We start from the raw sequence: 26,266 nt of genomic DNA on the forward strand, positions 1-26,266 counted from the left end.
TGTTGATTTTGAGTTTTGTTACTTAATACAGATGCAAGACAACCTACATCATGGAAGCTTAACTTTATGAATAAATTATTGGTTACAGGCATCGACATTGGCTACCACAGTATCAAAGCCGTTGTTCTCAAACTTGTTGATGAGCGTTATGTACTCATTAATTATAAAGCACTGCCTATTAGTGGCAATATTCTCTCTGATAATCATACCGTGGAGTATCAGAAAATTGTAAATAAACTCCAAGATCTTAAAAAAACATTACCATGGCGACAAAATCAAGTCGCGATCTCTATTCCTGATAATGCGGTAATCAGTAAAAGAGTACAAATTGAGTCAAGCCTTACTGGGCAAGAGAGGGAGTGTGCTATCCATCATGCTTTTGCGACCTTCACTCCGCTACCGATAGAAGAGCTAAGTTTTGATTTTACTCAGCTTAACCAAGCGGAGGAATTATCACTCAGCGGCATGACTGACTATCAAGTCTTTGCTACGCGTAAAGAAATTATACACAACCGCATGCATGTGTTTGAAGGTGCTGGTTTTAAACCGATAATTCTTAATATTCAATCTCATAGCTTGTTTCATATTTGGTATTTAGCGACCTTGAGCAAAAAAAGTACAGAGACTTGGCTATTAGTTGATATAGATGTGACGCACAGCACGTTATGTGCGCAAAACTCAGATCTAAGTCCTTTCTATAAATCGATTCCTTACGGGTTAAATAAAGCGTCATCGCAGGATAGACAAACCGCCATTGAACAACTGATTGGAGGAGTGAGTAGTCAGTTACAGATGATGCAAAGGCTTACGGGAAGTGAAGTTAGCGGAATTTGGTTATCGGGTGAAGGGGCGAGTGCAGATCTTGCTACGTCCTTTCGCTCAACATTGAAACTAGCCTGTGATGTTGTCGATATGTCGCCGTTTTTCAGATTGGCGAATAAAAGCGAGTTAAGCCTGCTTCCGCCTTCTTTTTCATTAGCTGCAGGGTTAGCAATGAGTGGTTTGCAATGGTTGGGGAGTGATCATCATGACTAATGCTATAACGCATATCATCACTAACGCCATCAGCGATACGCCTAACCCTAGCGCACAAAGTATGACTGCTTCTCAAGTTAACTTGCTACCTTGGAGGGAGGTGCAAAGAGAGCAGTTACGTCATCAACTATTAGCGCGTTTGTTGGTTGCAGGTTTAGTGGTCATGGTTTGCCAATACTGTGCGGGTTGGTTTCTCTCTTTGGAGTTTGCTAATCAACAAAAAATGATAGTTAAAAAAGAGAAGCATATTCAGAAGCTTGAAAATGATTACCACGACTTACAAGTACGAGAGCAACAATATAATAAGTTAGAAAAGCAGATAGCGCTTATTGCTCAACTGCAAAATGATAGTAACCAAGCAACTCATATCATGAACCAACTTCCTCAAGTCATACCTGCGCTTGTTTCTCTTAGTAAGATCAAGATGGTACTCGGTAGGATCAATATGTCAGGTATAAGCGCAAATACTCAGGCGATTGTTCAACTGCTTGATAACCTTGAAAACTCACCCCTTTTTTATAATGTAGATCTTTATTCGGTGGTCCATGGTAATGCTCGTTCTCGTTCTTCTCATCAAACATTTAGCATTGCTTTTGATATCAACACAGCGCATCACCCAGTCAATAAGCGAAAGGAGGTGATGGCAGATGATTAGCCAAGATATGTTTGAACTTGATGAGCTAATCCAGTGGTCGCCGCATCGTAAGTGGGGGCTTATCTTGGTATTAAGTGCTGCCTTGCAACTGCTTGGTGTTTGGTTTTATCTATTGCCTAAGTATGAACAGCTGCAAGATCAACAAAAGAAAGATCAGCAACTTGCCGTTAGTATTAGTGCATGGTCTAAAAAGAACACGGATCTCCAGTCATCGCTAACCGCCTTTCCTATATTAAGCGACTTCTACCAGCAGCAACTTAAAGCATTGCCCATTGAGCAAGAGTTATCCGATCTGTTGTCTTCTATTAATGAATTAGGACAAGCCAATCAATTAATCTTTTCCCGTATGGATTGGGGGGAGCGCTCTTCTTCTCATCACTTTTATCTTCTGCCTTTAAATATTGAATTAGAGGGGCACTTTCATGATATTGGGAGCTTTTTTTCAGCGATAGCTCGGTTACCCAGAATTGTTAGTTTTGACCGTGTGACTTGGCAGCGTATGAGTAGCGACTCCTCACGTTTAGTCGTGAAAATACAAGCGAATACTTACCAATTAAAAGTGGAGAGTAGTGATGAGTAAAAATAAGGCGGTATATCTCATTGCTTTTTACACCTTGCTCTGTGCTCGAAGCGGTTGGGCAAATAGTTCATCAAATTTAATGGTTAAGCAAATAGGGGAGGAAGCGGCAGCTAGTTTGTATCTGCCACAAAGGGAAGTGGTTGATTATCGCCAATCGCTTCAGCGCGATCCATTTCAAGTACTCACCAAGTCGACGACTACCTCTGTGCAGTGTCCATCACCGTCAAAGACGTACTCTCATGATGAGAAGGCTGTGTTAAGCGGTTACGAGCTCGATCAATTACAACTTAAAGGCGTTATCGGCAGTCAATCAGTCGTAACCGCTATTATCACCACCCCTGAGAATGAACTTATACGTTTGCAGTCTGGGCAAAGTGTCGGAAATAATCAGGGCATCGTGGTTGAAGTTAGCGCGAGTTATTTAGTGATAGAAGAGTGGATTTTAGATGCTTATGGCTGCAAGCAACCTCAGCGTACTACGCTGCATTTATCGAGCTGAAGATCACAAAGAGAATAAAGGAGGGATATAGATGATTAAGCAAACGATCCTGTTGTTGGTATTGATGATCTTTTTCAGTGCCGCCATCAATGCAAAAGAGAACTCAGCGACTCACTTGCTATCAGAGGCAGAAAGTCGAGAGCAGGTAGATCAACTTATTACATTGAACTTTCAAAATATAGCGGTACGGCGAGTGCTGCAGTTAGTCGCAGAATATAGCGATTTTAATTTAATTATTGCCGACTCTGTTGTTGGGGAAGTATCGGTTAGGCTAAAGGATGTGTCATGGCAGCAGGCTTTAGAAACCATCTTAAAAATTAAGCGATTAGAAAAGCGTATCGAGGGTAATGTGATGTTTATTGCTCCTGCTGCCCAGTCAGTCAAAATTAAACCACGCCCTGAAACGCCAGTATTGACCATTACACAGCCCGCTGCTTTGCAATCAGAACTGATTCGTGTCCATTTTGCTAAAGCCAGTGATATCGCCGCCATTATTCATGGTGGCAGTTCCGTTGGTATGCTGTCTCCGCTTGGCTCGATGAGCGTAGATGAACGAACAAATGCGATGTTAGTTCGAGATGTTGATGAAAATATAACGAAGATAAAAGCGATCGTTAAGCAGTTAGATATTCCCGTTAAGCAAGTGGAAATAGAAGCGCGTATTGTCATCATGAATCAAGGTAATTTAGAGGAGCTAGGCGTTCGCTGGGGATTACTCTCTACGCAAAAGAATATGACCGTCGGCGCTTCGCTTGAGGGCAACTTAGCAGCAGTGAATGGCGGTGAGCATAATATCGATGACTTTCTTAATGTGAATTTAGGCGTCACTTCGGCGAATGCGACAAGTATTGCATTTCAAGTGGCGAAATTAGGCTCTGAAACCTTGTTAGATTTAGAGCTATCGGCATTACAGCAAGAGTCCAAAGCCGAAATTATCTCTAACCCACGTTTAATTACGACCAACAAACACCCCGCTTATATCGAGCAGGGAACGGAAATCCCTTATGTTGAATCAGCCTCCAGTGGTGCTACATCGGTTGCTTTTAAAAAAGCGGTATTGAGCTTAGAGGTCACTCCACAAATCACGCCAGATAATCGCTTAGTTCTGGATTTATATGTAACGCAGGATCGCCCAGGAACTGTAGTGAAAACAGGAACGGGTGAGGCGGTGGCTATTGATACGCAGAGGATCGGGACTCAGGTATTAGTGGATGATGGTGAAACGATCGTATTAGGCGGAATTTACCAGCACAGCATTATAAAGAGTGTTGATAAAGTCCCTGTGCTAAGCGATTTGCCATTTGTCGGCGGACTTTTTCGGCGAAATTATGAAAATATGGGCAAAAGTGAACTGCTAATATTTGTGACTCCGAAGGTCATAATGTAAGAAAAAAGGTAATTAATTGCTCATATCGAAAATATAATTTGCATTAGTGGCACCATACCTTGATAATTTCGGGTCTTATCACGAAATATCTGTGAGGAATTGGTGCCACAGAGTGAATTATTTCAGTATTTATACTGACCTATCTTGTGGCGATGTCATTGAATTAACGTCGTAAAGTTACTGCTAAACATGGCTGAGAAACGCAATATTTTTCTTGTCGGCCCAATGGGCGCCGGCAAAAGTACAATAGGTAGACACCTTGCTCAACAACTGCATATGGAGTTTTTGGACTCTGATACCGTAATCGAAGAGCGCACTGGCGCTGATATCGCTTGGGTATTTGATGTTGAAGGTGAGGATGGTTTCCGTAAGCGCGAAGAAACTGTGATCAACGATCTGACCGAAGAGCAAGGTATTGTTCTGGCGACAGGTGGTGGTTCAGTGCTGAGCAAAGAAAACCGCAATCGTCTATCTGCACGTGGCATCGTTGTTTATTTAGAAACAACGATTGAAAAGCAACTTGCTCGCACAAACCGCGACAAGAAGCGCCCTTTACTTCAAACCGACAACCCACGTGATGTTCTAGAAGAACTCGCAGTGGAGCGTAACAAACTTTATGCTGAGGTTGCGGATTACACTATTCGCACTGATGATCAAAGTGCAAAAGTGGTAGCCAATCAGATCGTAAAAATGCTAGAAGAACGTTAAGTTCAATTTTTTGGAGAGCAAACCATGGAACGGATTACGGTCAATCTAGCTGAGCGTAGCTACCCGATCTCTATCGGTGCTGGGTTATTTGACGACCCAGCGTACCTTTCTTTTTTATCAGCAAAGCAAAAAGTTGTTGTGATCAGTAATACTACGATCGCCCCGCTTTATGCCGATAAAATTGTATCGATGCTTGAGCAAGTAAACTGTCAGGTCTCTGTCTTAGAGTTACCTGACGGTGAGCAATATAAAAGTTTAGCTACCTTTGAAACGGTCATGAGCTATTTACTTGAAGGCAATTTTAGCCGCGATGTGGTGATTATTGCTTTAGGTGGTGGTGTGATCGGTGATTTGGTCGGCTTTTCCGCTTCTTGCTATCAACGTGGTGTAGATTTTATTCAAATCCCAACCACTTTGTTATCTCAAGTCGATTCTTCAGTCGGTGGCAAAACAGCAGTAAACCATCCTTTAGGTAAAAATATGATTGGGGCATTTTATCAGCCACAATCCGTAATTATTGATATCAACTGTTTACGTACGCTACCTGAGCGTGAATTTGCAGCTGGGATGGCGGAAGTGATTAAGTACGGCATTATTTATGATGCAGACTTTTTCGCTTGGCTAGAAGAAAACCTCGATAAACTTTATGCTTTAGATGAAGACGCTTTAATCTACGCAATTGCCCGCTGCTGCCAAATAAAGGCAGAAGTTGTTGCTCAAGATGAAAAAGAGTCTGGTATTAGAGCATGGTTAAACCTTGGTCATACCTATGGGCACGCTATTGAAGCTGAGCTTGGGTATGGTAACTGGTTGCATGGTGAAGCCGTATCATCGGGAACGGTGATGGCAGCGAAAACTGCGCAGCTACAAGGGTTAATTACCCAGCAACAACTTGATCGTATTATCGCAATTTTAACGCAAGCAAAATTACCAATACATACCCCTGAAAGTATGTCTTTTGATGATTTTATGCGCCATATGATGCGTGATAAAAAAGTACTATCAGGGCAATTAAGGTTAGTGTTACCAACGGATATTGGTTGTGCCGATGTTGTCGCGGACGTCCCGCAGGCTATCATTAAGCAAGCCATTGATTTTTGTCGACGTTAACTAGCAATAGTGATGACCTTTTAGGGGTGTTGCATGAGTTTGAATTACGGACCAAGAGAGTTAGAACTCGGGACACAAAATGAGTTACTTGAGCGGTTACAGCTTTTAACTCAATTTAATTCAAACTTTATCACGATCCATGGTCAGCAGGGGGCTGGAAAATCTTGGCTTGCACAGCGTTATTTAGAAGTGTGGGTTGAAGATAAAAACCAAGCTCTCCTGTTATGCCATCCAAATCAAAATGAAGAGCAGCATCGCTCGACATTATTAAGCCAAATCTTCTCTTCTCCTGACTCCAACGCCTTTGATGCTTTAGTAGATAGCTTTCTCTATTTTTTAGATAGAGAGGAGTGTGATATCGCTATTGTTATTGATGATGGACATTGTTTAAGCGATGCACTCATTGCTGAACTTTGGATGCTAATATTAGAAGCACAACAGCAGCCTCATTGGGTGATCAATGTCATTTTATTTGATCAAACCGATAGCCCAGATAAGCAACACCAGCATAATATTTTAAAGCAATTGAGTCATGGGCAGGACGCTCAACCGATAGAACTTGATATCACTCCTTTATCCGATCGAGAAGTGATGCATTTTTTTGATACTTTGGTGGCAAGGCACATTAGTGACGAGATGGATGCTCAAACTCGCAGAGCATTACTATCGACTCCGCCTTTGCCTGGTAGGCTTATGGAATTGGTGGATCTAAAAATGGAAAAAAGGATCATTATTCGCTCTTTTGTTGGCTCGCCAGCGAAAATTGGCGTATCAGCTGTGTTACTTTTATTGATTATCGGTTTAGGTTACTGGTGGTTATTTAGCCGCACGTCACCCGTTCCGATCTATGACGAGATCACACTTGCCCCTCAAGAGCAGACCGTGATCCCAACGTTAGCTATCCCCGATCAAAAACAAGAGCAAGAAACGGATCCATCTGTGCTAGTGGATGATTCCAGCGCACTGCCACCGAGTGTTGTTTCCGATACGGTGACGGTGAAAGAGAGCGTGCAGCAAAGTACAGAAAGAGTTGTGATTAGTTCCGATCAAGTTGATGCGCTTTTAGGCGAGCCTTTAATTAATCCTTCTGATGAAACTCCCGTTGAGCAAGTTATTATCGATGCAGGTGCAGGTGCAGGTGCAGGTGCAGGTGCAGATGTTGGTATTGACGTTGAGCAGGCAGTAGAGAGCTTAACTCCAGTTCAAGACGATACCGTGGTTGAGCGAATGGATGAGTCTGTACCTATTGTTGAATCCATGCCTGCAGATGAAGTCGTACAAAGTGGTGAAGCAGTATCAATCAAGCCCAAACTCGCTCATGAAGCTTTGCTCGCTGTGGATACGAATCGTTATACACTACAAATTGCCGCTTTGACCTCGATGTCAGATGTTGAAAGCTTTATAGAAAAATACTCCCTGCAATCACAAGCTCGTACTTATCGAACCCTGCGCAATAGTCGCGAGTGGTTTATCGTCACGTTGCAGGACTTTAGTAGTATTCAACAGGCTAGAGATGAGATTAGTCGTCTACCTGAGGGGCTTCAATCTCTAGGACCTTGGGCTAAATCGATAAATCAGGTTCACCGAGAGATAGAAGATGCGAATTAGCGGTGAGCTTAGGCTGAAAATGTGTTACATTTCGCCCCCTATTTTTTTTGTTGATAGATAGAGCAGTAAATGAAAAAGCAGCGCGCCTTTCTTAAATGGGCTGGTGGTAAATATGGTCTTGTTGAAGAGATCCAGCGTCACCTGCCACCTGCTCGTAAATTAGTCGAACCTTTTGTTGGTGCCGGCTCTGTATTTTTAAATACGGATTATGACGACTATTTATTAGCTGATATCAATCCTGATTTGATTAATCTCTATAATTTGCTCAAAACCGATCCAGAAACTTACATCGTTGAAGCAAAGCGTTGGTTCTGTGCTGAGAATAATCGTAAAGAAGTCTTCTTAGATATTCGAGCTCAGTTTAATCAAACCGATGATATTTTTTATCGTTCTTTAGCTTTCTTATACATGAATCGATTTGGGTTTAATGGTTTATGCCGTTATAACAAAAAGGGGGGCTTTAACGTTCCTTTTGGTTCTTATAAAAAGCCTTATTTCCCAGAAGCTGAATTAATCTTTTTTGCTGAAAAAGCGAAGAAAGCGACATTTGTCTGTGAAGGTTATCCGGAAACCTTCAGTCGTGCGCGCAAAGGGTGTGTTGTTTATTGTGATCCACCTTATGCGCCATTATCTACGACGGCAAATTTCACGTCGTATGCCGGTAATGGTTTCTCTTTAGATGACCAAGCTGCACTGGCTGATATTGCCGAAAATGCCGCGAACAAACGGGGTATTTCAGTTCTTATTTCTAATCATGATACGACATTAACGCGTCGTCTTTATCATGGTGCTGATTTAAGTGCGATTAAGGTTAGGCGTACGATTAGTCGTAATGGTGCCGGGCGTAATAAAGTCGATGAACTTTTAGCGCTATTTCGTGCCGATAAAGATAAAACACATGCTTAATTCGCCTTTGTATTAAGTCGAGCAAAACCGCTTTAACTAACAATCTTTCAACAATTACTGTTCAGGACTAGGATCTAAACGATTGCTTAGGTAGAATTGCGCCCGAAATTGGTCACAATCCCCATTTTTAAGCATGAATCTTTTATTCGTGCTTAAGAGTGAGTCTACTTTAATTGCCCTAAGAGGTCCGGTATGAAAGATTTTCTCATTGCTCCATCTATTCTCTCTGCAGATTTTGCTCGCCTAGGTGAAGACGTAGCGAAAGTGCTCGCTGATGGTGCTGATGTCGTTCACTTTGATGTTATGGATAATCATTACGTACCGAACTTAACTTTTGGTGCGCCAATCTGTAAAGCATTACGTGATTACGGTATTACTGCACCTATTGATGTCCACCTAATGGTTAAGCCTGTTGATCGCATTATTCCTGATTTTGCTAAAGCGGGCGCAACGATGATTACCTTCCACGTTGAAGCTTCAGAGCATGTTGACCGCACTCTACAACTTATCAAAGAACATGGCTGCCAAGCGGGTGTGGTACTTAACCCTGCGACACCACTCTCTTGCCTAGATTACATTATGGATAAAGTTGATCTTATCTTACTGATGTCGGTAAACCCTGGTTTTGGTGGTCAGTCATTCATTCCTAATACCCTAGATAAATTACGAGCGGTTCGTAAAATGATCGATGAATCTGGTCGTGACATTCGACTTGAGATTGATGGTGGTGTTAAGGTTGATAACATTCGTGAAATTGCAGAAGCAGGCGCGGATATGTTTGTGGCTGGTTCTGCTATCTTCAGCCAACCGAATTACCAACAAGTGATCGATGAGATGCGTGCTGAGCTAGCAAAAGCAAAATAGTACGCATTGAGTTCGCCCTTAAAAGTAGGAGAGTGGCATTGAGCTACACTCTGAGTTTAAGGGCGTTGTAAATATAGGGATTTAGACAGTGCATCAAATAAAAATTATAGCTTTTGATCTTGATGGAACCTTACTTGATAGTGTGCCTGATCTAGCGATTGCCGCCGATCAAGCTTGCCAGTCGCTAGGCTACCCAAGTGTGTCAGAGTTGCAAGTCCGTGATTATGTGGGCAATGGTGCGGATATTTTAATTGCCCGTGCTTTAAGTCGCGATATTACGATCAACCCTGAACTTAGCTCTGAAGTTTGCAGAGAAGCGCGAATTCGTTTTGATGATTTTTATGCGCAAAGTGGTCACCAAAGTAGTCATCTTTATCCGCATGTAAAAGAGACCTTATCGCGTTTACATCAAGCAGGTTATATTCTCGCTTTAGTGACCAATAAACCGTCTAAATTTGTCCCTGATGTTTTAGCTCAGCATGATATTACCGCCTTCTTCAGTGATGTGATTGGTGGCGATACCTTCCCAGTACGCAAGCCCGATCCGATTGCTTTGAATTGGCTGCTGGAAAAACACCAATGTCATGCCAGTGAAATGCTCATGGTGGGTGATTCTAAAAATGATATTTTAGCGGCAAAAAATGCAGGTTGTGCCTCTTTTGGTTTAACGTATGGTTACAACCACGGTGAACCTATTGCCCTGTCAGAGCCTGATTATGTCGCTGATGATATCGCTCAATTGCTTGAAGTTATTACTATTCCTGCGTAAAGGCTCGAAAAGTTATGAAAAGTGACTAGTAAAATACTTGCCAATGAGTACACTGGATAAACCGCGTCGCTATTAGGCTGCGCGGTTTTTTTATTTTCGTTGTTATAAATTAAATTTAAGAAGCCAAAGGAATCATAATCATGAGCAAGCCTATCGTATTGAGTGGTGTTCAACCATCAGGTGAACTGAGTATTGGTAACTACTTAGGTGCTCTACGTCAATGGCAACAGATGCAAGATGACTATGACTGCCAATATTGTGTCGTAGATTTGCATGCCATCACTGTACGCCAAGAGCCAAAAGCCCTGCATGAAGCAACACTAGATGCACTTGCTATTTGTCTTGCTGTCGGTGTTGATCCAAAGAAGAGCACGCTATTTGTTCAGTCTCACGTACCAGAGCACGCTCAGCTTGGTTGGCTTCTTAATTGTTACACTCAGATGGGTGAGCTGAACCGCATGACTCAGTTTAAAGATAAGTCAGCGCGTCACTCAAATGATGTTAACGTTGGTCTTTATGGCTACCCAGTATTGATGGCTGCAGATATTCTTTTATATGGAGCGCATCAAGTACCAGTAGGTAGTGACCAAAAGCAGCACTTAGAATTAGCTCGTGATATCGCGAACCGCTTTAATAATCGTTATAGCTCTGATGATGCACCGATTTTCCAAGTTCCAGAACCGTATATTCCAACGGTGAATGCACGTGTAATGAGCCTGCAAGACGCAACGAAGAAAATGTCTAAGTCAGATGATAACCGTAAAAACGTAATTACCTTGCTTGAAGAGCCAAAGTCTATTTTGAAGAAGATAAACAAGGCGCAAACGGATGCTGAAATGCCACCTCGTATTGCTCATGATTGGGATAATAAAGCGGGCATTTCAAACTTAATGGGTCTGTACTCTGCGGCAACGGGCAAAACGTTTGAAGAAATTGAAGCGCAATACCAAGGCGTTGAAATGTATGGTCCATTTAAGAAAGACGTGGGCGAAGCGATTGTTACTATGCTGGAGCCAATCCAATCTGAGTACAAACGTATTCGTGAAGATCGTGCTTACATGGATTCAGTAATGAAAGCGGGCGCAGAGAAAGCATCAGAGCGCGCTGCTGTGACTTTAAAGCGTGCATATGAAGCGGTTGGTTTTGTTTCTCGCCAGTAATGCCGATAGAGAAAGTGAAGGCTAACCATTCATTTTACTCACATAACGAATAGCATAAATAAGGTCAGTATTTTCACTGACCTTTTTTTGTGCCAAATTATCGCTATGTTTCAGTTTTTTAATCGTTTATCATTATATCTATCGTTATTTTGTCCAATTATTACGATTGATGATTAGATTTAAAAATGAATTCGACACTTTTTACTATTAACCTGATGAGCTAACTACTTCCGCTATGTTATTGATTATTGATAATTATGATTCGTTTACTTACAACTTATACCAATATTTTTGTGAGTTAGGAGCTGAAGTTAACGTTATCCGTAATGATGAAATCGATATTGCCGGTATAGAGGCGCTTAATCCTACTCATCTCGTCATCTCTCCCGGTCCCTGTACGCCAAATGAAGCTGGCATCTCTTTGCAAGCTATTCAGCACTTTGCGGGAAAACTGCCTTTGATGGGCGTCTGTTTAGGGCATCAAGCGATTGCTCAAGCTTTTGGTGGTGATGTTATTCGAGCTAGGCAGGTGATGCATGGTAAAACCACACCAATACGCCACACTGGTCGTAGTGTTTTTAAAGATCTGAATAATCCTCTAACGGTAACGCGCTACCATTCTCTCGTTGTAAAAAAAGAGACGTTTCCAGAGTGCTTTGAACTTACTGCATGGACAGAGCTGCCTGATGGTAGTATCGATGAAATCATGGGTTATCAGCACAAAGAACTGGCTATTGATGCGGTTCAATTTCACCCTGAATCGATTAAAACAGAACAAGGGCATCAACTACTGGCTAACTTTTTGGCTAGGTAGCTCATCCTAATTCATAAACGAGCGGATACAACCCCTTACTGATGTCAGCCGATTATGATCTCTTTTCTTGATATTATTCTCTTCAAGTTTGCTGATAATGTTATTTGCAAACTTATGCGCAACATTTTATGCCTATCTCTTTATCACCTTGTAAAAGAAGCTTTAATCGCAAGGTAAATGAGCTAAAACAAATCAATTGAACATTTTTATTCTATTTTGGTGCATAAGTAGTTATTGTTGTGTCTGTTAGTACCTTTTTAATTAAGCGATAAAGTATAAACCCCTATTGAATTGGTTAATTAAATGTAAATAAAATTGCCTAGAAGCTGTTTATGCCAAATAATATATTTGTTGGACATTAACTTGCTATCAATTGTTCTGCTAGGCATGGGATAAAGAAGGAGTTTGTGATGACAGTGGAAAGTAATATTGAGCGTCATGTTTTTGATGAAGTGATGGTTCCTTGTTATAGCCCGATGGAAATGATCCCTGTTAAAGGCGAAGGAGCCTTAGTGTGGGATCAGGAAGGGAATGAATATATCGATTTTGCTGGTGGGATTGCGGTGAGTTGTTTAGGTCATTGTCACCCTATTATGGTTGATGCGATTACTGAACAAGCCAATAAGTTATGGCATCTTAGTAACGTCATGACCAATGAGCCAGCATTACGTTTAGCGCAAAAGCTGATCGAGTTAAGTTTTGCCGATAAAGTTTTCTTTGCCAATTCAGGAGCAGAGGCTAATGAGGCGGCACTCAAATTAGCGCGTCGTTGGGCTGTTGAAGTTCATGGCAGTGCTAAGTCAGAGATCATTGCTTTTAAACAAGGCTTCCATGGGCGTACTTTCTTTACCGTAACCGTCGGTGGTCAAGAGGCTTATTCTGATGGCTTTGGTCCTAAACCCGGCGGTATTACTCATCTTGCTTATAATGATATTGAAGCATTAAAGGCGCATATATCCGATAACACATGCGCAATCATGATGGAGCCATTGCAAGGTGAGGGTGGAATTATTTTACCAAGCGATGATTTCGTAAAAGCAGTGCGTGATTTGTGTGATAAACATAATGCGCTACTCATTTTTGATGAAGTTCAAACGGGTAATGGTCGTACTGGTGACTTTTACGCTTATCAAGGATTGGGCATTACGCCTGATATATTAAGTACAGCGAAGTCTCTGGGTGGTGGTTTTCCAATTGGTGCCATGCTAACCACAACAGCTTTAGCTCAATATATGAAAGTGGGTACGCACGGTTCAACTTATGGCGGAAACCCTCTCGCGTGTGCTGTAGCAGAAGCGGTTGTGAATTTCGTTAGCCAACCAGAGATCCTTTCAGGTGTTAAGGAAAGGGAAGCATTATTTCGTACGGGCTTAGAAGCGATTAATGATAAGTACCATGTCTTTAGTGAAGTTCGTGGTAAAGGTCTACTTTTAGGCGCTGTGCTTAATGAAGATTGGAAAGGGCGTGCGCGTGATATTTTAGTTGCCGCAGGTCAAGAGGGGTTGTTTGTCCTGATTGCTGGTATGGATGTTGTACGTTTCACGCCATCATTGGTTATCTCACCACAAGAAATCGAGCAAGGTCTGCTTAAATTAGATAAGGCTATCGCTTCCCTCGTTTAGCTAAAATAGCTCAAGGCCCAAATATCTGTTTGGGCTTCTACCTTGCTAGTAGGTAATAGCCATTGGTCACTGTTTAAAAGGGGATTTTATGCTGGTTATTCGTCCGATAAAACGCTCAGATTATGATGCTTTACACGCCTGTGCTGTGGAGTCTGGTCATGGCTTTACCTCACTACCTGTCAATGAAGAACTACTCATTAACCGAATTACTCACTCGGAATACAGTTTTACTAAAACCAATGTCTCAACCCCAACGGATGAAGGCTATTTAATGGTTGGTGTAGAAAGTGAAACAGGGCAAGTGGTCGGGACAACAGGAATAGAAGCCTCGATTGGTTGGGATGTGCCGTTTTACTCGTATCACATTTCGAAAGTCGTTCACTCTTCACATAAGCTGCAAGTCAATAACGTGGTTAAGTTGCTTACCTTTGGCAATAACTACACAGGATGCACTGAGATCTGTACTCTTTTTCTTCATCCCGATCATCGTAGTGGATTAAATGGTCGCTTAATGTCTAAATGCCGATTTTTATTAATGGCAGAGTACCCTGAACGTTTTTCTGAAACCATTTTTGCTGAAATGAGAGGGGTGTCCGATCAGCATGGTAACTCTCCTTTTTGGCAGTGGTTACAAGAACATTTCTTCTCTATTGATTTTAAGCTTGCAGATTATTTGACTGGAATAGGAAAAAAAGGATTCATCGCCGACTTAATGCCAAAGCTTCCTATCTATATCAATTTGTTAAGTAAGGAAGCTCAAGCCGTAATAGGCGAAGTTCATGACGATACTCGTCCAGCATTAAAGCTTTTGGAGCAAGAGGGCTTTTGTAATCGTGGTTATGTCGATATTTTTGATGGCGGACCAACAGTTGAGTGCGATTTACGCAATATCACATCAGTTCAGCACTCTTTCAAAGCCAAAGTTCAGATTGGTGAGCATGCCAGCATGCAGCAATTTCTTATCGCGAATAGTTCCTTTGAGAATTTTAGAGCGACCGTTGGACAAGCAGCCTATGATCCTGTCAGTCAACATGTGGTGCTTTGCCCTAAGGTAGCGGAAGCTTTGGTCGTGAATGAGGGTGATATGGTGCGTTTGTTGGCGCAGTAAAGGGTTAGGATGATCACTTAAGGGGAAGACAATGACACAGTGGATCAATGGAGAGTGGATAGCGGGGGATGGGGAAGCGATGGTTTCAATCTCTCCCTATGATAATCAGGTCGCTTGGCAGGGCAGTAGTGCCACGGCAAGTCAGGTTGATCTTGCCGTTGAATCTGCTCGAGATGCTTTTCTTAGTTGGAAGAAGTGCGCTTTTTCACAGCGTGAAGCGGTGGTCACTGCTTTTGCTGAACAAGTTCGAGAGCATAGTGAAGAGATTGCTCGCATTATCGCTAAGGAAACGGGTAAACCACTCTGGGAGTCTCGCACTGAAGCGGGAGCAATGGCAGGAAAGATTGCGATTTCTATCCGTGCTTATCAGCAAAGAACCGGTGAAACAGCGCGAGAAGTGAATGGAAATCTTGTTACCCTACGTCACCGTCCATTAGGTGTTATGGCGGTTTTTGGACCTTACAACTTTCCTGGTCACTTACCCAATGGTCATATTGTACCGGCTCTACTGGCAGGAAATACGGTCGTGTTTAAACCATCAGAGCAAACGCCATGGACTGGTGAGTTTGTGATGAAGTTATGGCAGAAAGCGGGTTTACCTACAGGCGTCATTAACTTAGTCCAAGGTGGGAAAGATACTGGTATCGCTCTAGCCCAAGCTAAGTTTATTGATGGTCTTTTATTTACTGGAAGCGCCGATACGGGACACCTTCTTCATCGCCAGTTTGCTGGGCAGCCAAATAAAATGCTCGCATTGGAGATGGGAGGAAATAATCCTTTAGTAGTTTCTAAGCACTATGGTGATCTGAATAGTGCGGTTTATACCATTATTCAATCGGCTTTTCTTAGCGCAGGACAGCGTTGTACTTGTGCTCGTCGTCTTTACCTCCCTGTTGGCAAGCAAGGCGATGCGCTATTAACTCAGTTGCTAGAAGTAACAAAAAAGCTTCGCATTGATCAGCCTTTTGCTGATCCAGAACCTTTTATGGGATCGCAAATATCTCAACTCGCGGCAGAGCGTATTCTTAAAGCACAAAGTCATCTTCAAGCATTAGGGGGACGTAGCCTTATTGCTGCGACTATACCTAAAGTTGCGTTTGTTTCTCCCGGTATTATTGATGTTTCAGTAATTAAAGATCTTCCCGATCAAGAATACTTTGGACCGTTATTACAAGTCGTGCGTTATCAAGATCTATCCCAAGCGGTAAGGCTATCCAATGACACTCGCTTTGGTTTATCTGCTGGGCTTATTTCAACTAAAGATCATGAGTGGGACTACTTTATTGAGCATATTCGAGCGGGTATTGTAAATCGTAACCGACCTTTAACTGGGGCCAGTGGCGATGCTCCGTTTGGTGGACCAGGGGCTTCTGGAAATTTACGCCCTAGTGCATTTTATGCTGCCGATTATTGTGCTTATCCGATGGCATCCATGGAAGGGGAGTCCCCCTTACTGCCAGGTACATTAAGCCCTGGAATTACCTTTTAATGAACTCATATAAAGGGATTTCTAAGTGGAGGTAATATGACATTAGAACATTTATTTCTATCCCTATGGCAAGATTACACTTTACGTTTATGTCCATCAGCACAGCGTATACATCAACTTTTAAAAGCGAAAGGGCCATTGATAAATGACCATATCGCTTTGCGAACTTTTAATTTGCCACCGATAGGTTTATCAGTGATGGCTCAGCCTTTTTTAGCTTTAGGTTATCAAGCTTGTGGTGATTATGTTTTTGAAAATAAGCATTTGCTCGCTAAGCACTATCAGCACCCCGATCCGACGCTCCCCAAAGTTTTTATTAGTGAGCTAGAAGTTGATAAATGTTCGATAGATTTACAGCGCCTTGCTTTGCAATTGGTACAGCAAGTACAGCGAGATCACTTTAACAGCACGTCATTTTTATTTAGTGGTCGCCATTGGGATTTATCGTTTGAGCAGTATCAAGTATTGGCTAAAGAGAGTGAGTACGCTGCTTGGTTTGCCGCTCATGGCTTTGGGGCTAACCATTTTACTGTTGATGTTAATCAGTTGATGAGTTTTGAACAAGTTAAAGAGGTGAATGATTATCTACGGCAGGTTGGGTTTACGATTAATGAATCGGGTGGAGAGGTAAAGGGATCGCCTCTAGTGCTACTTGAGCAATCATCGACAATGGCAGATAGTGTTGAGGTTAAGTTTGTCGATCGGGAGGCAATGATTCCCGGTGGTTTTTATGAGTTTGCGAAGCGCTATCCTGATCATGATGGTGAACTCTATCAGGGTTTTGTCGCAGCTTCTGCAGATAAAATATTTGAAAGTACTCATTTAACAAAATAAAAAAAACCACTCATTATTTAGACAATATATGAGTGGTTTTATGTAACTGTTATTAACGCTTCAGGCTAAATAATTATTAGCGAGTACCGTAAACAACGATTGTTTTACCGTGTGCCGAAATCAGATTTTGTTCTTCTAACATTTTTAAAATACGGCCAACAGTCTCACGCGAACAACCTACAATTTGACCAATCTCTTGACGAGTGATCTTAATTTGCATGCCGTCTGGGTGAGTCATTGCATCAGGTTGTTTCGCTAGGTTTAGTAGCGTTTGGGCAATACGACCAGTTACATCAAGGAAGGCTAAGTCGCCCACTTTTTGGCTTGTAACTTGTAGACGATTGGCCATCTGTGAAGATAGACGCATCAAGATGTCTGGATTTACTTGAATAAGTTGACGGAATTTCTTAAATGAAATCTCAGCAACTTCACAAGGAGATTTAGCGCGAACCCATGCGGTACGCTCTTGATCTTCTTCAAATAAGCCTAACTCACCGATGAAATCACCTTGGTTAAGGTAAGATAGAATCATCTCCTTACCTTCTTCATCTTTAATCAGTACGGCAACAGATCCTTTCACGATGTAGTACAAAGTCTCCGCTTTTTCACCAGCGTGAATTAGCGTGCTTTTTGATGGGTACTTATGAATGTGACAGTGTGAAAGAAACCATTCTAATGTTGGATCGGTTTGAGGTTTACCTAGAACCATAATATATCACTTCCTCTGCAGAGTACGCTTGTTGCTTTATTATATTAAGCCTTGTTTCACTAAAGATCTTAACCGTAAGAGTCGTTAATAAATACTACAAGCCAACTAGTGTTTCGGTTAGGAATAGTAACTGTTTTCCTAATCCATTTCTTGATTTTAATCGTGTCATTGATACGATTCCGTAAGCAAAAATGTGCACATGATCACGGTATGAAAAGTAACCGAGTTCACTGTGTGAAAATTAGCCTATTTTTCCGGTTTCGATCAATTGTTGTAAGATAGGTCTAACAATCAATTCCATGGCGAAACTCATTTTTCCACCGGGAACAACAAGGGTATTATGACGAGACATAAAGGAGCCATCGATCATGGCTAATAGGTAAGGGAAGTCGACATTTTTTATCCCACGCAAACGAATAACAACAAAACTTTCATCAAGGCTAGGTATTCCCTTTGCATTGAGTGGATTTGATGTATCGACGGTCGGAACTCGTTGAAAGTTGATATGGGTTCGTGAGAATTGTGGCGTAATATAATTTAAGTAATCATCCATGGAGCGGACAATCGAATCCATTACAGCCTCTCTGGAGTGCCCTCTATCACGAGTGTCACGAACAAACTTTTGAATCCATTCTAAATTTACAATAGGAACCATGCCAATAAGGAGGTCGACGTGTTGTGCTACATTCACATCACCATCCATGACACCACCATGTAACCCTTCATAAAATAGAACGTCAGAATCCGCAGTGATCTCCTGCCAAGGTGTAAATGTACCTGGCATTTGATTATAAGGTACAGCTTCATCAAAAGTGTGTAAGTAACGGCGAACTTTCCCTGTGCCTTCATGACCATATTTTTGAAAAAACTCAGCTAAAGCAGGAAAGTCATTAGCCTGCGGGCCAAAATAACTTATATGCTTGCCTTGCTCTCTCGCTTTACGGATTTCAATATCCATTTCTGGACGAGTAAAGCGATGAAAACTATCACCTTCAACCCAAGCTGCTTTTATATTCATCATATTGAACATTTTGCGAAAAGCTTCAGAGGTGGTGGTGGTGCCGGCACCGGATGATCCGGTTACTGAGATTATTGGATGCTTTGCGGACATGACAAACCCTGTCTTGTTTTAGTAACTTCTTGTTAGCTATCGCCGATTACTATAACACGTAAATTATGGATGTCATGAATATGAATGTTGTTAAATGTGTTTATGTAGTTGAATATCGACTGTTTCGTGTAATTCTGAGAAAACAATAACGGCATCATTGGCTTTTAATTGAAAAAGAACTTGGTCGATCTTATCTTGTAAGGTTATATCGATATCACCGTAATCCGTCCCTTCACGCAATACAAACTCTTTGATTAAGTTCTGTAGGGTTTCAGGATCAATGTCTTGCCATGGAATAATCATAAATACCTCTAAACATTTTATGATGCAGCTTTAAATGAAGAGGTATTATGCCGATTTTTTTAAACTTTCATAGTAAGCCGGTAAAGCTTCTTCTAGCCAGAAGGTCGGTTTCATTATACTGCCGCCGACAAACCCCACATGACCACCTTGGGCAAACAGTCGATAGTCGATGTTATCTGGCAAAATAAACTTCGGAATCACATCTTCAGTCATAAAGGGATCGTCTTTAGCATGAATGATCTGAGTGGGTAAGGTAATGCTTTTTAAGCGTTGTAGACCAGAGCACTGATGGTAGTAATCCTGTGCATCTTGATAGCCATGCAGTGGAGCAGTGATTAAGTCATCAAACTCACTTAGCTTTTTAATCGCACTGATATTAACGCCATTGATATTAATTTTTTGAGACATTAACGCTTGTTTTTGAATGGCATTCGTTTTCAATGAGGTCAGTAAATGCTTACGATAGACTCGAGAAAATCCTTGTTCTATTCTTTGTGAACAGGCTGCAAGATCAAAAGGAGCAGAAACGATCGTGGCGGCATCAAGTAAGGGATCTTTATTATAGTGGCTAAGGTAATTCGCCAGCATATTACCGCCTAATGAAATACCGACCGCAACTTTAGTTTGGCTAGGGAATCGTTGATGGATATGCTGTAAAAAAAAGCGAGCATCTTCAATTTCACCAGAGTGGTAAGCCCGTGCCTGGCGATTTGGCTTACCGCTGCAACCGCGAAAATGCATCATGACCGATAACCAACCGTGTTTAGCAAAAGCAGCCATTAAACCATTCGCGTATGGACTGTTAAAGCTTCCTTCAAGCCCGTGAAATAAAACAAAGATAGGTTTATCTCTCGCTAATTCGGTATCAGGGTCTTCACTCCAAGCAAGATCCACAAAGTCATCATCTGGCGTTTCAAGGGTCTGCCATGTGGGCGTAAATAATGGTTTCTTACGTATAATGCGAGGAATCAAAGTCTGAATATGAGGGTTTGCGAGCCCCTTTGCTGCGATAAATTTAGTCATAAAAAACTCATGTTATTGATAAATACTATGTGAATTTACGCTTCACTTTGTTTGATCGCTCGGTGGCAGGGTTGGGAGAATATACGATACAGGTTGGGGCAGCTGAGACGCTGGCAATAGTTATAAACCAGTGCCGATTGATCAGTACGCTGTAAGGGGGTTTGTAGTAGTGCAGCCACTAAATCGGCTTGTTGCTGCTTTTCTAAGGTTAACTCAAATTGCAGGGCATCACGATATAAGCAATTTATCACATGATGCTTCATTTGACGGCGCAAGTAGCGATAGTCATGCAAGAGCGCATCAGAACGTTGTAAGCTGGTGTGCAAGTGTGCCCAAGCATCATCACCAAACGATAGCTGCTGCTCATCAAGCCATTTTAAAAGCAGCAGTAGATTAACATTTCCGCGATAGTGATTTTGCAGAGTTAGGCATGCTTCTTTCACTTCGCTCACGTTGTAGTACTGCAAACTAAATTGCCATAACTCACCGGTTGTTAGAGTGCTTTCCACATGCTTATTCGTCATTAAATATCGAGTTCCTGTTCCATCAATTCTAAATTTTCTTGCTCAGACATCCATTCCATTTCTATATCTTCAAGTGCTGATTTACTGCTGGCTTGTAGAGCAAGTACTTCTGTTAGTTTAGCTTTATTTTCAGCTTCGTACAGTGAGGTATCGGATAATTGCTGCTCTGCAACACTGAGAGACTCAGTTAATTTATCCATTTTCTTTTCAAGCTGTGTCAATTTCTTGCGAATTGGTGCCGTTAATTTTCTAAATTCGGCTTCTTTACGCTTCTGCTCTTTTTTCGCAGTAGCACTGTTGGTCGTTTCTTTTACTGGCGCAAGTGCTTGTGCTTCTTTGCGTTCTATCTTTTGTTGCTCGGTGAGCCATTTGTAGTAATCAGTAAGGTCGCCATCAAAGGGGGCGACTTGACGATCGTGAACAAGATACAGATCATCGGTAGTCGCACGCAGTAAGTAGCGATCGTGACTGACGATAACCATAGCCCCTTCAAATGTTTGTAGTGCCATTGTTAACGCTTGGCGCATATCCAAATCAAGGTGGTTGGTTGGTTCATCGAGTAATAATAGATTCGGTTTTTGCCAAACGAGCAGAGCTAAAACAAGACGCGCTTTTTCGCCACCAGAAAACGGAGCGACTTTATCGAGCGCTTTATCGCCAATAAACCCGAAGCTGCCTAGATAATCTCGTAACTGTTGCTCGGTATGATTTGGCGCGATTTGCATCATGTGCTGTAAAGGCGTTTCTTCTGGATGCAAAGTTTCAAGTTGATGCTGGGCAAAGTAACCAATTTTGACGCCCTGAGAGTAGGTTAACTCACCACCTTGTGGATTTAACTCACCTGATAGCAGTTTTATTAACGTTGACTTACCAGCGCCATTACGACCGAGTAAACCAATACGGCTACCAGGCACGAGATTGAGGCGAATCTTTTCTAAAATAAGATTGTTGTCATAACCAGCAGAAACCTCATCCATCATCATTATAGGGTTTGGCAGTGCTGCAGGCTCTCTAAACTCAAAGCTAAATGGGTTATCAAATTGTGCTGGTAACACTTGCTCCATACGCTCTAGTGCTTTGATTCGACTCTGCGCTTGGCGTGCTTTTGATGCTTTATAACGGAAGCGATCAATATAGCTTTGCATGTGAGACATCTGCTTTTGTTGCTTCTGGTACATCGCTTGTTGTAAAACCAGTTTCTGCGCACGCTGGGTTTCAAAAGAAGAGTAGTTACCGGTGTATTCGTTTAATTGCTGATTTTCAACATGCACAATACGCCCGACGATAGGATCTAAAAAGTCTCTATCGTGGGAGATAAGAATTAAAGTGCCAGGGTAGGTTTGTAGCCAGCGTTCAAGCCACATTACAGCATCTAAATCTAAGTGGTTGGTTGGTTCATCCAGTAATAACAGATCAGAACGACACAGTAGAGCTTGAGCTAAGTTCAAGCGCATGCGCCAACCACCAGAAAACTGAGTTAAGTTCCAGCTCATTTGCTCTTGGCTAAAACCTAAACCATCAAGAAGTTCTGCTGCGCGAGCATTAATGGTATAGCCGCCAATAGTTTCTATCTTGCCATGAATATCAGCAACCAAAATACCATTGTCGTCTAACTCCGCTTGAGCTAAGTCGGCTTCTAGACCACGAAATTCACGGTCACCATCAATAACATATTCGATAGCACTGCGCTCTAGAGCAGGCGTTTCTTGGGCAACCCAAGCCAGTTCCCAATGTGATGGTTGGCTGAAGTTACCGCCATCAATAGACAGCTCACTTTTTAGTAAGGCAAATAATGTTGATTTACCACAACCATTTTTACCAACAAGGCCAACCTTGTCACCGGGGTGGATAGTAGCAGAAGCTTGCTCTAGAAGAGGTTTGCCACCGCGAAGAAGTTGAATGTCGGAAAAAGTAATCATAGGAATCGCATTGAAATTAGAGGTGATTAAACTCTGGGCATAGTAGGCGGAAACTAGATAAAAGTCGATCATTATGCAATTTGAGTTATGATACAAAGAGGTAGTAACAAATTGATAACGTTTTGCCTTGAAAATAAGGAGTAGCTCAGTCATGGACTTATGATGAGTTATTGATATAGCAAACAAGGATTTTTGCCAAGGAAGATAAGATGAGCGCTTTGCCAGCAGTTAAGGTTTTAGTGATTTATGCTCACCCCGAGCCACACAGTTCGATAGCTAATCAGGTGATGCTCACAAAGGCAGCGTCACTACCTAATGTGACCATTCATGATCTGTATGGTGCCTATCCTGAGTTTTTTATTGATGTCGATTATGAGCACCAATTATTACTTTCCCACGATGTCATCATTTTTCAACACCCTCTTTATATGTACTCATGCCCTTCATTATTAAAAGAGTGGTTTGATCGTGTGCTCAATAAAGGTTTTGCCTTTGGTCAGCAATGTGCACTAAGTGATAAATACTGGCGTAGCGTCATCACGACCGGTGGTAAGGAGCATGCTTTTAGTGAAAGCGGATACAATAAGTACCCATTAGAGCAGATTTTACAGCCTTTTGAGCTCACCGCTGCTTTATGCAAAATGCATTGGGTTGAGCCGTTAGTACTTTATTGGGCACGTAATGTGGATGATAGTGAGAGGGATAAACATGCCAACGCTTATTGCCAGTGGTTAAAGAATCCCACCCTCATTAAGCAGGAGGTGTGATATGGCTTTAACCAGTGATTTTTTACAAAGTGGTGTCATCTTCTTATCTGCAGCCGTGATTGCTGTGCCAATTGCACAACGTTTTGGTTTAGGGTCAGTATTAGGCTACTTGTTAGCGGGTGTGATTATCGGTCCGTGGGGGTTAGGCTTAATTAGTGATGTTGAAGCTATCTTACATTTCTCCGAACTTGGGGTGGTGTTGCTGCTTTTCTTAATCGGTTTAGAACTCAACCCCAAAAAACTGTGGCAAATGCGTGGACCCATTCTTGGTTTAGGTGGTGCTCAAGTCATATTAACCACACTCGCCATCACCGGCATTGCTTTTTTATGTGGAGTCAATTGGAGTAGCAGTCTCGTTATTGGTATGGGACTGGCATTATCTTCGACAGCGATAGCGTTGCGTGTACTCGAAGAGCGTGGCTTACATGGCACAGAAACCGGGCAGTCGGGGTTTGCTATTCTCTTATTTCAAGATATTGCCGTGATACCTATGCTGGCTATCTTGCCTATTTTAGCGGGCAGTACTGGCGGAAGTTGGCTCGATGCGGTTGGGGTATTAGGGGGGATTGCTGGCTTATTGGTTGGTGGTCATTTCTTATTGCGACCTCTGTTTCGCTATGTCGTGATGAGTGGTGTTAGAGAACTATTTACCGTCACTGCATTGCTCATTGTTCTTGGCATTTCGGTGATTATGCAAAGTCTTGGTTTGTCGATGGCATTAGGGACATTTTTAGCTGGGGTACTCCTTGCTGAAAGTGAATACCGGCATGAATTAGAAATCGCCATCGAGCCATTTAAGGGATTACTGCTCGGACTTTTTTTTATCGCTGTTGGTATGGCAGTAAATTTAGGCTTATTTGTTGTCATGCCTGTAGAGGTCATTATTGGTGTGGTGGGTCTAGTCGCGCTAAAAGGGGGCGTGCTTTATACCTTGGCTCGCTTGTATGGTACTCGAGAAAAAGCACGTAGTCGTATGGCGGCTATTTTAAGTCAGGGCGGTGAGTTTGCTTTTGTTATTTTTACCGCTGCAAGTGCAGAGCAGTTATTAACTCTAGAGCAATCGTCCTATTTACTCGTAGTTGTGAGTTTATCTATGGTGACGACGCCACTATTGTTGATTGTGCAAGATAAGTGGTTTGCCCGTTCTCTAAATCAAGATGGTGAAGCAATGGCATCGGATGTGATTGATCGTAGCCCAAGAATAATTATCGCTGGTTTTGGTCGCTTTGGTCAGATAGTCGGTCGCTTGATGTACGCCAATAAAATACGCGTTACTGTGCTAGAAAGTGATGCCAGCCAAATACAGATCTTACGTAAATATGGCTATAAGGTTTTTTATGGTGACTCTACTCAGTTAGATTTATTGCGTGTAGCGGGTGCTGATAAAGCCGAAGCAATTATCCTTTGTACGGACTCCCCTGATGAAATTATGGAAACCGTTGATTTATGCAAGCAGCACTTTCCTCGTTTAAAAATTTTGGCGCGAGCTCGTAGTCGTGTAGAGGCTTATCAATTAATGAGCCATGGTGTTGATAAGTATTCGCGTGAAACTTTTCTAGGTGCGCTTGATTTAGGTCAGCAAGCCTTAATTGAGTTAGGGATGCATCCATACCAAGCTAAGCGAGCAGAAGCACACTTTCGAAAATTAGATAATGCGATGCTTAAAGAGTTAATTCCTTTGCATATGGAAGATAAAGAGTTAGCTCAGCGTTCAAAAGAAGCCCGTAAAGAGTTAGAAGAAATTTTTGGTCGAGAGATAGATAAAGACCGCCAATCGATGAATTATTGGGAATCGTAATGACACATTTTTCGGTATTAAAGGATTAACATGATGATAAAAGGCATAAAAAAACGCTTCATCGCTGGAGCCAGTTGTCCATCTTGCCAGACTCAGGACACTTTACGTTGGTGGATTGAAAATAATATTGAGTTGGTCGAGTGTGTAGAGTGTCATTTTTCAGAACAGCGTAAGCCAAGTTCACTGAATAAGAGTGAGCATGTACAACAAGAAATGATTGGGATTTTTAAGCCAGAATGATTGAGTTTCGCTAATAGATCCCCATAATATGCAGTATAGAGAAATCGATCTCATCATCTAAGTATTCATTTTGATACTTAGGTTATCAATTCCTTTGGAGTTAGCATGAAAATTGAAAAGAATGTAGTTGTTAGCGTAGCATATCAAGTTAAAACGGCAGACGATGTAGTTGTCGATCAGTCAAGTGTTGAAGCACCGCTGGATTACCTTCACGGTCACAACAACCTAATTACTGGTCTAGAAGCAGAGCTAGAAGGTAAAGTTGTTGGTGATAAATTCACAGCCGTTGTTTCTCCTGAAGATGCTTATGGCGAGCACAGTGATGAGCTAGTACAACGTGTACCTGCTGCTGTATTCCAAGGTGTTGATGAAATTGAAGTCGGTATGCGCTTTTTAGCTGATACTGACCAAGGTCCAATTCCAGTAGAAGTGACAGAAGTCGATGGTGATGATGTTGTGGTTGATGGCAACCACATGCTAGCTGGTCAAACATTAACATTTGATGTTGAAGTAGTCGCGGTTCGTGCTGCAACAGAAGAAGAAGCTCAACACGGTCATGTACACCAAGAAGGTGCAGAACACGATCATGAAGGCGGCTGTTGTGGTGGCGAAGGTCACGATGAAGATAAAAAAGATGGCTGCTGTGGCGGCGGTGGTTGCGGTTCTCACTAAGTAGAACTGAAATCATAAAATAAAAAACGCTAATCGTTGCTTCGATTGGCGT

General features: G+C 42.1%; 27 protein-coding genes. 21 read left to right on the plus strand and 6 right to left on the minus strand.

The features are described 5' to 3' along the window. The first annotated feature begins 66 nt into the window (after nucleotides 1–66). The 17 genes from pilM to BCU68_RS02655 all read left to right on the plus strand — a co-directional run bounded on the left by pilM (nucleotide 67) and on the right by BCU68_RS02655 (nucleotide 17,148). Complete coding sequence (gene pilM, locus BCU68_RS02575; protein ID WP_102563244.1) at nucleotides 67–1,035, plus strand: type IV pilus assembly protein PilM; 969 nt, start codon at nucleotides 67–69, stop codon at nucleotides 1,033–1,035. Then, complete coding sequence (locus BCU68_RS02580) at nucleotides 1,028–1,690, plus strand: PilN domain-containing protein (protein WP_102563245.1); 663 nt, start codon at nucleotides 1,028–1,030, stop codon at nucleotides 1,688–1,690. Before pilM ends, BCU68_RS02580 begins: the two co-directional genes overlap by 8 nt. Further along, nucleotides 1,683–2,270: a type 4a pilus biogenesis protein PilO gene (pilO, locus tag BCU68_RS02585; RefSeq protein ID WP_102563246.1), complete on the plus strand. Its 588-nt coding sequence runs from the start codon at nucleotides 1,683–1,685 to the stop codon at nucleotides 2,268–2,270. The genes BCU68_RS02580 and pilO overlap by 8 nt, the downstream gene beginning before the upstream one ends. Next, on the plus strand, nucleotides 2,263–2,769 hold the full coding sequence (locus BCU68_RS02590) for a pilus assembly protein PilP (RefSeq protein WP_102563247.1): 507 nt from the start codon (nucleotides 2,263–2,265) through the stop codon (nucleotides 2,767–2,769). Before pilO ends, BCU68_RS02590 begins: the two co-directional genes overlap by 8 nt. 31 nt (nucleotides 2,770–2,800) lie before the next feature. Then, nucleotides 2,801–4,156: a type IV pilus secretin PilQ gene (gene pilQ, locus BCU68_RS02595; RefSeq protein WP_102563248.1), complete on the plus strand. Its 1,356-nt coding sequence runs from the start codon at nucleotides 2,801–2,803 to the stop codon at nucleotides 4,154–4,156. A 189-nt stretch (nucleotides 4,157–4,345) separates the two neighbouring features. After that, nucleotides 4,346–4,864 (plus strand): shikimate kinase AroK, encoded by a 519-nt coding sequence (aroK, locus tag BCU68_RS02600; protein WP_102563249.1) that lies wholly within the window; start codon nucleotides 4,346–4,348, stop codon nucleotides 4,862–4,864. A 24-nt stretch (nucleotides 4,865–4,888) separates the two neighbouring features. Then, nucleotides 4,889–5,974 (plus strand): 3-dehydroquinate synthase, encoded by a 1,086-nt coding sequence (aroB, locus tag BCU68_RS02605; RefSeq protein WP_102563250.1) that lies wholly within the window; start codon nucleotides 4,889–4,891, stop codon nucleotides 5,972–5,974. Nucleotides 5,975–6,007: 33 nt separating this feature from the next. Then, nucleotides 6,008–7,582 carry an AAA family ATPase gene (locus BCU68_RS02610; protein ID WP_102563251.1) on the plus strand — a complete coding sequence of 525 codons (1,575 nt, stop codon included), beginning with the start codon at nucleotides 6,008–6,010 and terminating at the stop codon, nucleotides 7,580–7,582. 69 nt (nucleotides 7,583–7,651) lie between these two features. Continuing rightward, nucleotides 7,652–8,488: a Dam family site-specific DNA-(adenine-N6)-methyltransferase gene (locus tag BCU68_RS02615; RefSeq protein WP_102563252.1), complete on the plus strand. Its 837-nt coding sequence runs from the start codon at nucleotides 7,652–7,654 to the stop codon at nucleotides 8,486–8,488. 192 nt (nucleotides 8,489–8,680) lie between these two features. Next, a complete protein-coding gene (gene rpe / locus BCU68_RS02620) occupies nucleotides 8,681–9,352 on the plus strand; it encodes a ribulose-phosphate 3-epimerase (RefSeq protein ID WP_102563253.1) in 672 nt (223 codons plus the stop codon). An 88-nt stretch (nucleotides 9,353–9,440) separates the two neighbouring features. Further along, complete coding sequence (locus BCU68_RS02625) at nucleotides 9,441–10,121, plus strand: phosphoglycolate phosphatase (RefSeq protein ID WP_102563254.1); 681 nt, start codon at nucleotides 9,441–9,443, stop codon at nucleotides 10,119–10,121. 140 nt (nucleotides 10,122–10,261) lie between these two features. Next, entirely contained in the window at nucleotides 10,262–11,281 is a 1,020-nt protein-coding gene (gene trpS, locus BCU68_RS02630; RefSeq protein ID WP_102563255.1) for a tryptophan--tRNA ligase, read from the plus strand. Nucleotides 11,282–11,516: 235 nt separating this feature from the next. Continuing rightward, nucleotides 11,517–12,095 (plus strand): aminodeoxychorismate/anthranilate synthase component II, encoded by a 579-nt coding sequence (locus tag BCU68_RS02635; RefSeq protein ID WP_102563256.1) that lies wholly within the window; start codon nucleotides 11,517–11,519, stop codon nucleotides 12,093–12,095. 410 nt (nucleotides 12,096–12,505) lie between these two features. Next, entirely contained in the window at nucleotides 12,506–13,717 is a 1,212-nt protein-coding gene (locus tag BCU68_RS02640; protein ID WP_102563257.1) for an aspartate aminotransferase family protein, read from the plus strand. Between the two features lie 88 nt (nucleotides 13,718–13,805). Beyond that, nucleotides 13,806–14,825, plus strand: coding sequence for an arginine N-succinyltransferase (astA, locus tag BCU68_RS02645; RefSeq protein WP_102563258.1), 1,020 nt, complete (start codon nucleotides 13,806–13,808; stop codon nucleotides 14,823–14,825). 31 nt (nucleotides 14,826–14,856) lie between these two features. Beyond that, nucleotides 14,857–16,314 (plus strand): succinylglutamate-semialdehyde dehydrogenase, encoded by a 1,458-nt coding sequence (gene astD, locus BCU68_RS02650; RefSeq protein ID WP_102563259.1) that lies wholly within the window; start codon nucleotides 14,857–14,859, stop codon nucleotides 16,312–16,314. A gap of 36 nt (nucleotides 16,315–16,350) precedes the next feature. After that, nucleotides 16,351–17,148, plus strand: coding sequence for a DUF1338 domain-containing protein (locus tag BCU68_RS02655; RefSeq protein ID WP_102563260.1), 798 nt, complete (start codon nucleotides 16,351–16,353; stop codon nucleotides 17,146–17,148). A gap of 76 nt (nucleotides 17,149–17,224) precedes the next feature. Here the strand turns inward: BCU68_RS02655 and crp are convergent, their stop codons facing one another. The 6 genes from crp to BCU68_RS02685 form a co-directional block, all read right to left on the minus strand. Then, the gene (gene crp, locus BCU68_RS02660) at nucleotides 17,225–17,857 is read right to left on the minus strand and encodes a cAMP-activated global transcriptional regulator CRP (protein WP_017036097.1); all 633 of its coding nucleotides are present in this window, start codon (nucleotides 17,855–17,857) and stop codon (nucleotides 17,225–17,227) included. Between the two features lie 241 nt (nucleotides 17,858–18,098). Continuing rightward, complete coding sequence (locus BCU68_RS02665) at nucleotides 18,099–18,968, minus strand: phosphoribulokinase (protein ID WP_102563261.1); 870 nt, start codon at nucleotides 18,966–18,968, stop codon at nucleotides 18,099–18,101. Between the two features lie 90 nt (nucleotides 18,969–19,058). Next, a complete protein-coding gene (locus BCU68_RS02670; RefSeq protein WP_102563262.1) occupies nucleotides 19,059–19,271 on the minus strand; it encodes a YheU family protein in 213 nt (70 codons plus the stop codon). Nucleotides 19,272–19,316: 45 nt separating this feature from the next. Further along, a complete protein-coding gene (locus BCU68_RS02675; protein WP_102563263.1) occupies nucleotides 19,317–20,294 on the minus strand; it encodes a hydrolase in 978 nt (325 codons plus the stop codon). 35 nt (nucleotides 20,295–20,329) lie between these two features. Continuing rightward, the gene (locus BCU68_RS02680) at nucleotides 20,330–20,818 is read right to left on the minus strand and encodes a TIGR02444 family protein (protein ID WP_102563264.1); all 489 of its coding nucleotides are present in this window, start codon (nucleotides 20,816–20,818) and stop codon (nucleotides 20,330–20,332) included. Further along, nucleotides 20,818–22,737 carry an ABC transporter ATP-binding protein gene (locus BCU68_RS02685; protein ID WP_102563265.1) on the minus strand — a complete coding sequence of 640 codons (1,920 nt, stop codon included), beginning with the start codon at nucleotides 22,735–22,737 and terminating at the stop codon, nucleotides 20,818–20,820. The genes BCU68_RS02680 and BCU68_RS02685 overlap by 1 nt, the downstream gene beginning before the upstream one ends. Nucleotides 22,738–22,946: 209 nt before the next feature. On the opposite strand from BCU68_RS02685, the gene kefG reads away from it, so the two are divergent. The 4 genes from kefG (at nucleotide 22,947) to slyD (ending at nucleotide 26,214) form a co-directional block, all read left to right on the plus strand. Beyond that, on the plus strand, nucleotides 22,947–23,504 hold the full coding sequence (gene kefG, locus BCU68_RS02690; protein WP_102563266.1) for a glutathione-regulated potassium-efflux system ancillary protein KefG: 558 nt from the start codon (nucleotides 22,947–22,949) through the stop codon (nucleotides 23,502–23,504). Between the two features lies 1 nt (nucleotide 23,505). After that, nucleotides 23,506–25,302: a glutathione-regulated potassium-efflux system protein KefB gene (gene kefB / locus BCU68_RS02695; protein WP_102563267.1), complete on the plus strand. Its 1,797-nt coding sequence runs from the start codon at nucleotides 23,506–23,508 to the stop codon at nucleotides 25,300–25,302. A gap of 30 nt (nucleotides 25,303–25,332) precedes the next feature. Further along, entirely contained in the window at nucleotides 25,333–25,542 is a 210-nt protein-coding gene (locus BCU68_RS02700; RefSeq protein WP_102563268.1) for a YheV family putative zinc ribbon protein, read from the plus strand. Between the two features lie 105 nt (nucleotides 25,543–25,647). Continuing rightward, nucleotides 25,648–26,214, plus strand: coding sequence for a peptidylprolyl isomerase (gene slyD, locus BCU68_RS02705; protein WP_102563269.1), 567 nt, complete (start codon nucleotides 25,648–25,650; stop codon nucleotides 26,212–26,214). Nucleotides 26,215–26,266: the final 52 nt, after the last annotated feature.

The sequence above is a fragment of the Vibrio sp. 10N.286.49.B3 genome (assembly GCF_002873395.1).
In the GTDB taxonomy this organism is placed as follows: domain Bacteria; phylum Pseudomonadota; class Gammaproteobacteria; order Enterobacterales; family Vibrionaceae; genus Vibrio.

Excerpts from the sequence above, each read along its gene's own strand:
- slyD (WP_102563269.1), top strand. The coding sequence starts at position 25,648 with ATGAAAATTGAAAAGAATGTAGTTGTTAGCGTAGCATATCAAGTTAAA.
- BCU68_RS02670 (WP_102563262.1), bottom strand. The coding sequence starts at position 19,271 with ATGATTATTCCATGGCAAGACATTGATCCTGAAACCCTACAGAACTTA.
- astD (WP_102563259.1), top strand. The coding sequence starts at position 14,857 with ATGACACAGTGGATCAATGGAGAGTGGATAGCGGGGGATGGGGAAGCG.
- aroB (WP_102563250.1), top strand. The coding sequence starts at position 4,889 with ATGGAACGGATTACGGTCAATCTAGCTGAGCGTAGCTACCCGATCTCT.
- pilM (WP_102563244.1), top strand. The coding sequence starts at position 67 with ATGAATAAATTATTGGTTACAGGCATCGACATTGGCTACCACAGTATC.
- BCU68_RS02610 (WP_102563251.1), top strand. The coding sequence starts at position 6,008 with ATGAGTTTGAATTACGGACCAAGAGAGTTAGAACTCGGGACACAAAAT.
- BCU68_RS02700 (WP_102563268.1), top strand. The coding sequence starts at position 25,333 with ATGATGATAAAAGGCATAAAAAAACGCTTCATCGCTGGAGCCAGTTGT.
- BCU68_RS02635 (WP_102563256.1), top strand. The coding sequence starts at position 11,517 with ATGTTATTGATTATTGATAATTATGATTCGTTTACTTACAACTTATAC.
- BCU68_RS02680 (WP_102563264.1), bottom strand. The coding sequence starts at position 20,818 with ATGACGAATAAGCATGTGGAAAGCACTCTAACAACCGGTGAGTTATGG.
- BCU68_RS02675 (WP_102563263.1), bottom strand. The coding sequence starts at position 20,294 with ATGACTAAATTTATCGCAGCAAAGGGGCTCGCAAACCCTCATATTCAG.
- kefG (WP_102563266.1), top strand. The coding sequence starts at position 22,947 with ATGAGCGCTTTGCCAGCAGTTAAGGTTTTAGTGATTTATGCTCACCCC.
- pilQ (WP_102563248.1), top strand. The coding sequence starts at position 2,801 with ATGATTAAGCAAACGATCCTGTTGTTGGTATTGATGATCTTTTTCAGT.
- BCU68_RS02615 (WP_102563252.1), top strand. The coding sequence starts at position 7,652 with ATGAAAAAGCAGCGCGCCTTTCTTAAATGGGCTGGTGGTAAATATGGT.
- kefB (WP_102563267.1), top strand. The coding sequence starts at position 23,506 with ATGGCTTTAACCAGTGATTTTTTACAAAGTGGTGTCATCTTCTTATCT.
- pilO (WP_102563246.1), top strand. The coding sequence starts at position 1,683 with ATGATTAGCCAAGATATGTTTGAACTTGATGAGCTAATCCAGTGGTCG.
- BCU68_RS02640 (WP_102563257.1), top strand. The coding sequence starts at position 12,506 with ATGACAGTGGAAAGTAATATTGAGCGTCATGTTTTTGATGAAGTGATG.
- astA (WP_102563258.1), top strand. The coding sequence starts at position 13,806 with ATGCTGGTTATTCGTCCGATAAAACGCTCAGATTATGATGCTTTACAC.
- trpS (WP_102563255.1), top strand. The coding sequence starts at position 10,262 with ATGAGCAAGCCTATCGTATTGAGTGGTGTTCAACCATCAGGTGAACTG.
- crp (WP_017036097.1), bottom strand. The coding sequence starts at position 17,857 with ATGGTTCTAGGTAAACCTCAAACCGATCCAACATTAGAATGGTTTCTT.
- BCU68_RS02580 (WP_102563245.1), top strand. The coding sequence starts at position 1,028 with ATGACTAATGCTATAACGCATATCATCACTAACGCCATCAGCGATACG.
- rpe (WP_102563253.1), top strand. The coding sequence starts at position 8,681 with ATGAAAGATTTTCTCATTGCTCCATCTATTCTCTCTGCAGATTTTGCT.
- BCU68_RS02590 (WP_102563247.1), top strand. The coding sequence starts at position 2,263 with ATGAGTAAAAATAAGGCGGTATATCTCATTGCTTTTTACACCTTGCTC.
- BCU68_RS02685 (WP_102563265.1), bottom strand. The coding sequence starts at position 22,737 with ATGATTACTTTTTCCGACATTCAACTTCTTCGCGGTGGCAAACCTCTT.
- BCU68_RS02665 (WP_102563261.1), bottom strand. The coding sequence starts at position 18,968 with ATGTCCGCAAAGCATCCAATAATCTCAGTAACCGGATCATCCGGTGCC.
- aroK (WP_102563249.1), top strand. The coding sequence starts at position 4,346 with ATGGCTGAGAAACGCAATATTTTTCTTGTCGGCCCAATGGGCGCCGGC.
- BCU68_RS02655 (WP_102563260.1), top strand. The coding sequence starts at position 16,351 with ATGACATTAGAACATTTATTTCTATCCCTATGGCAAGATTACACTTTA.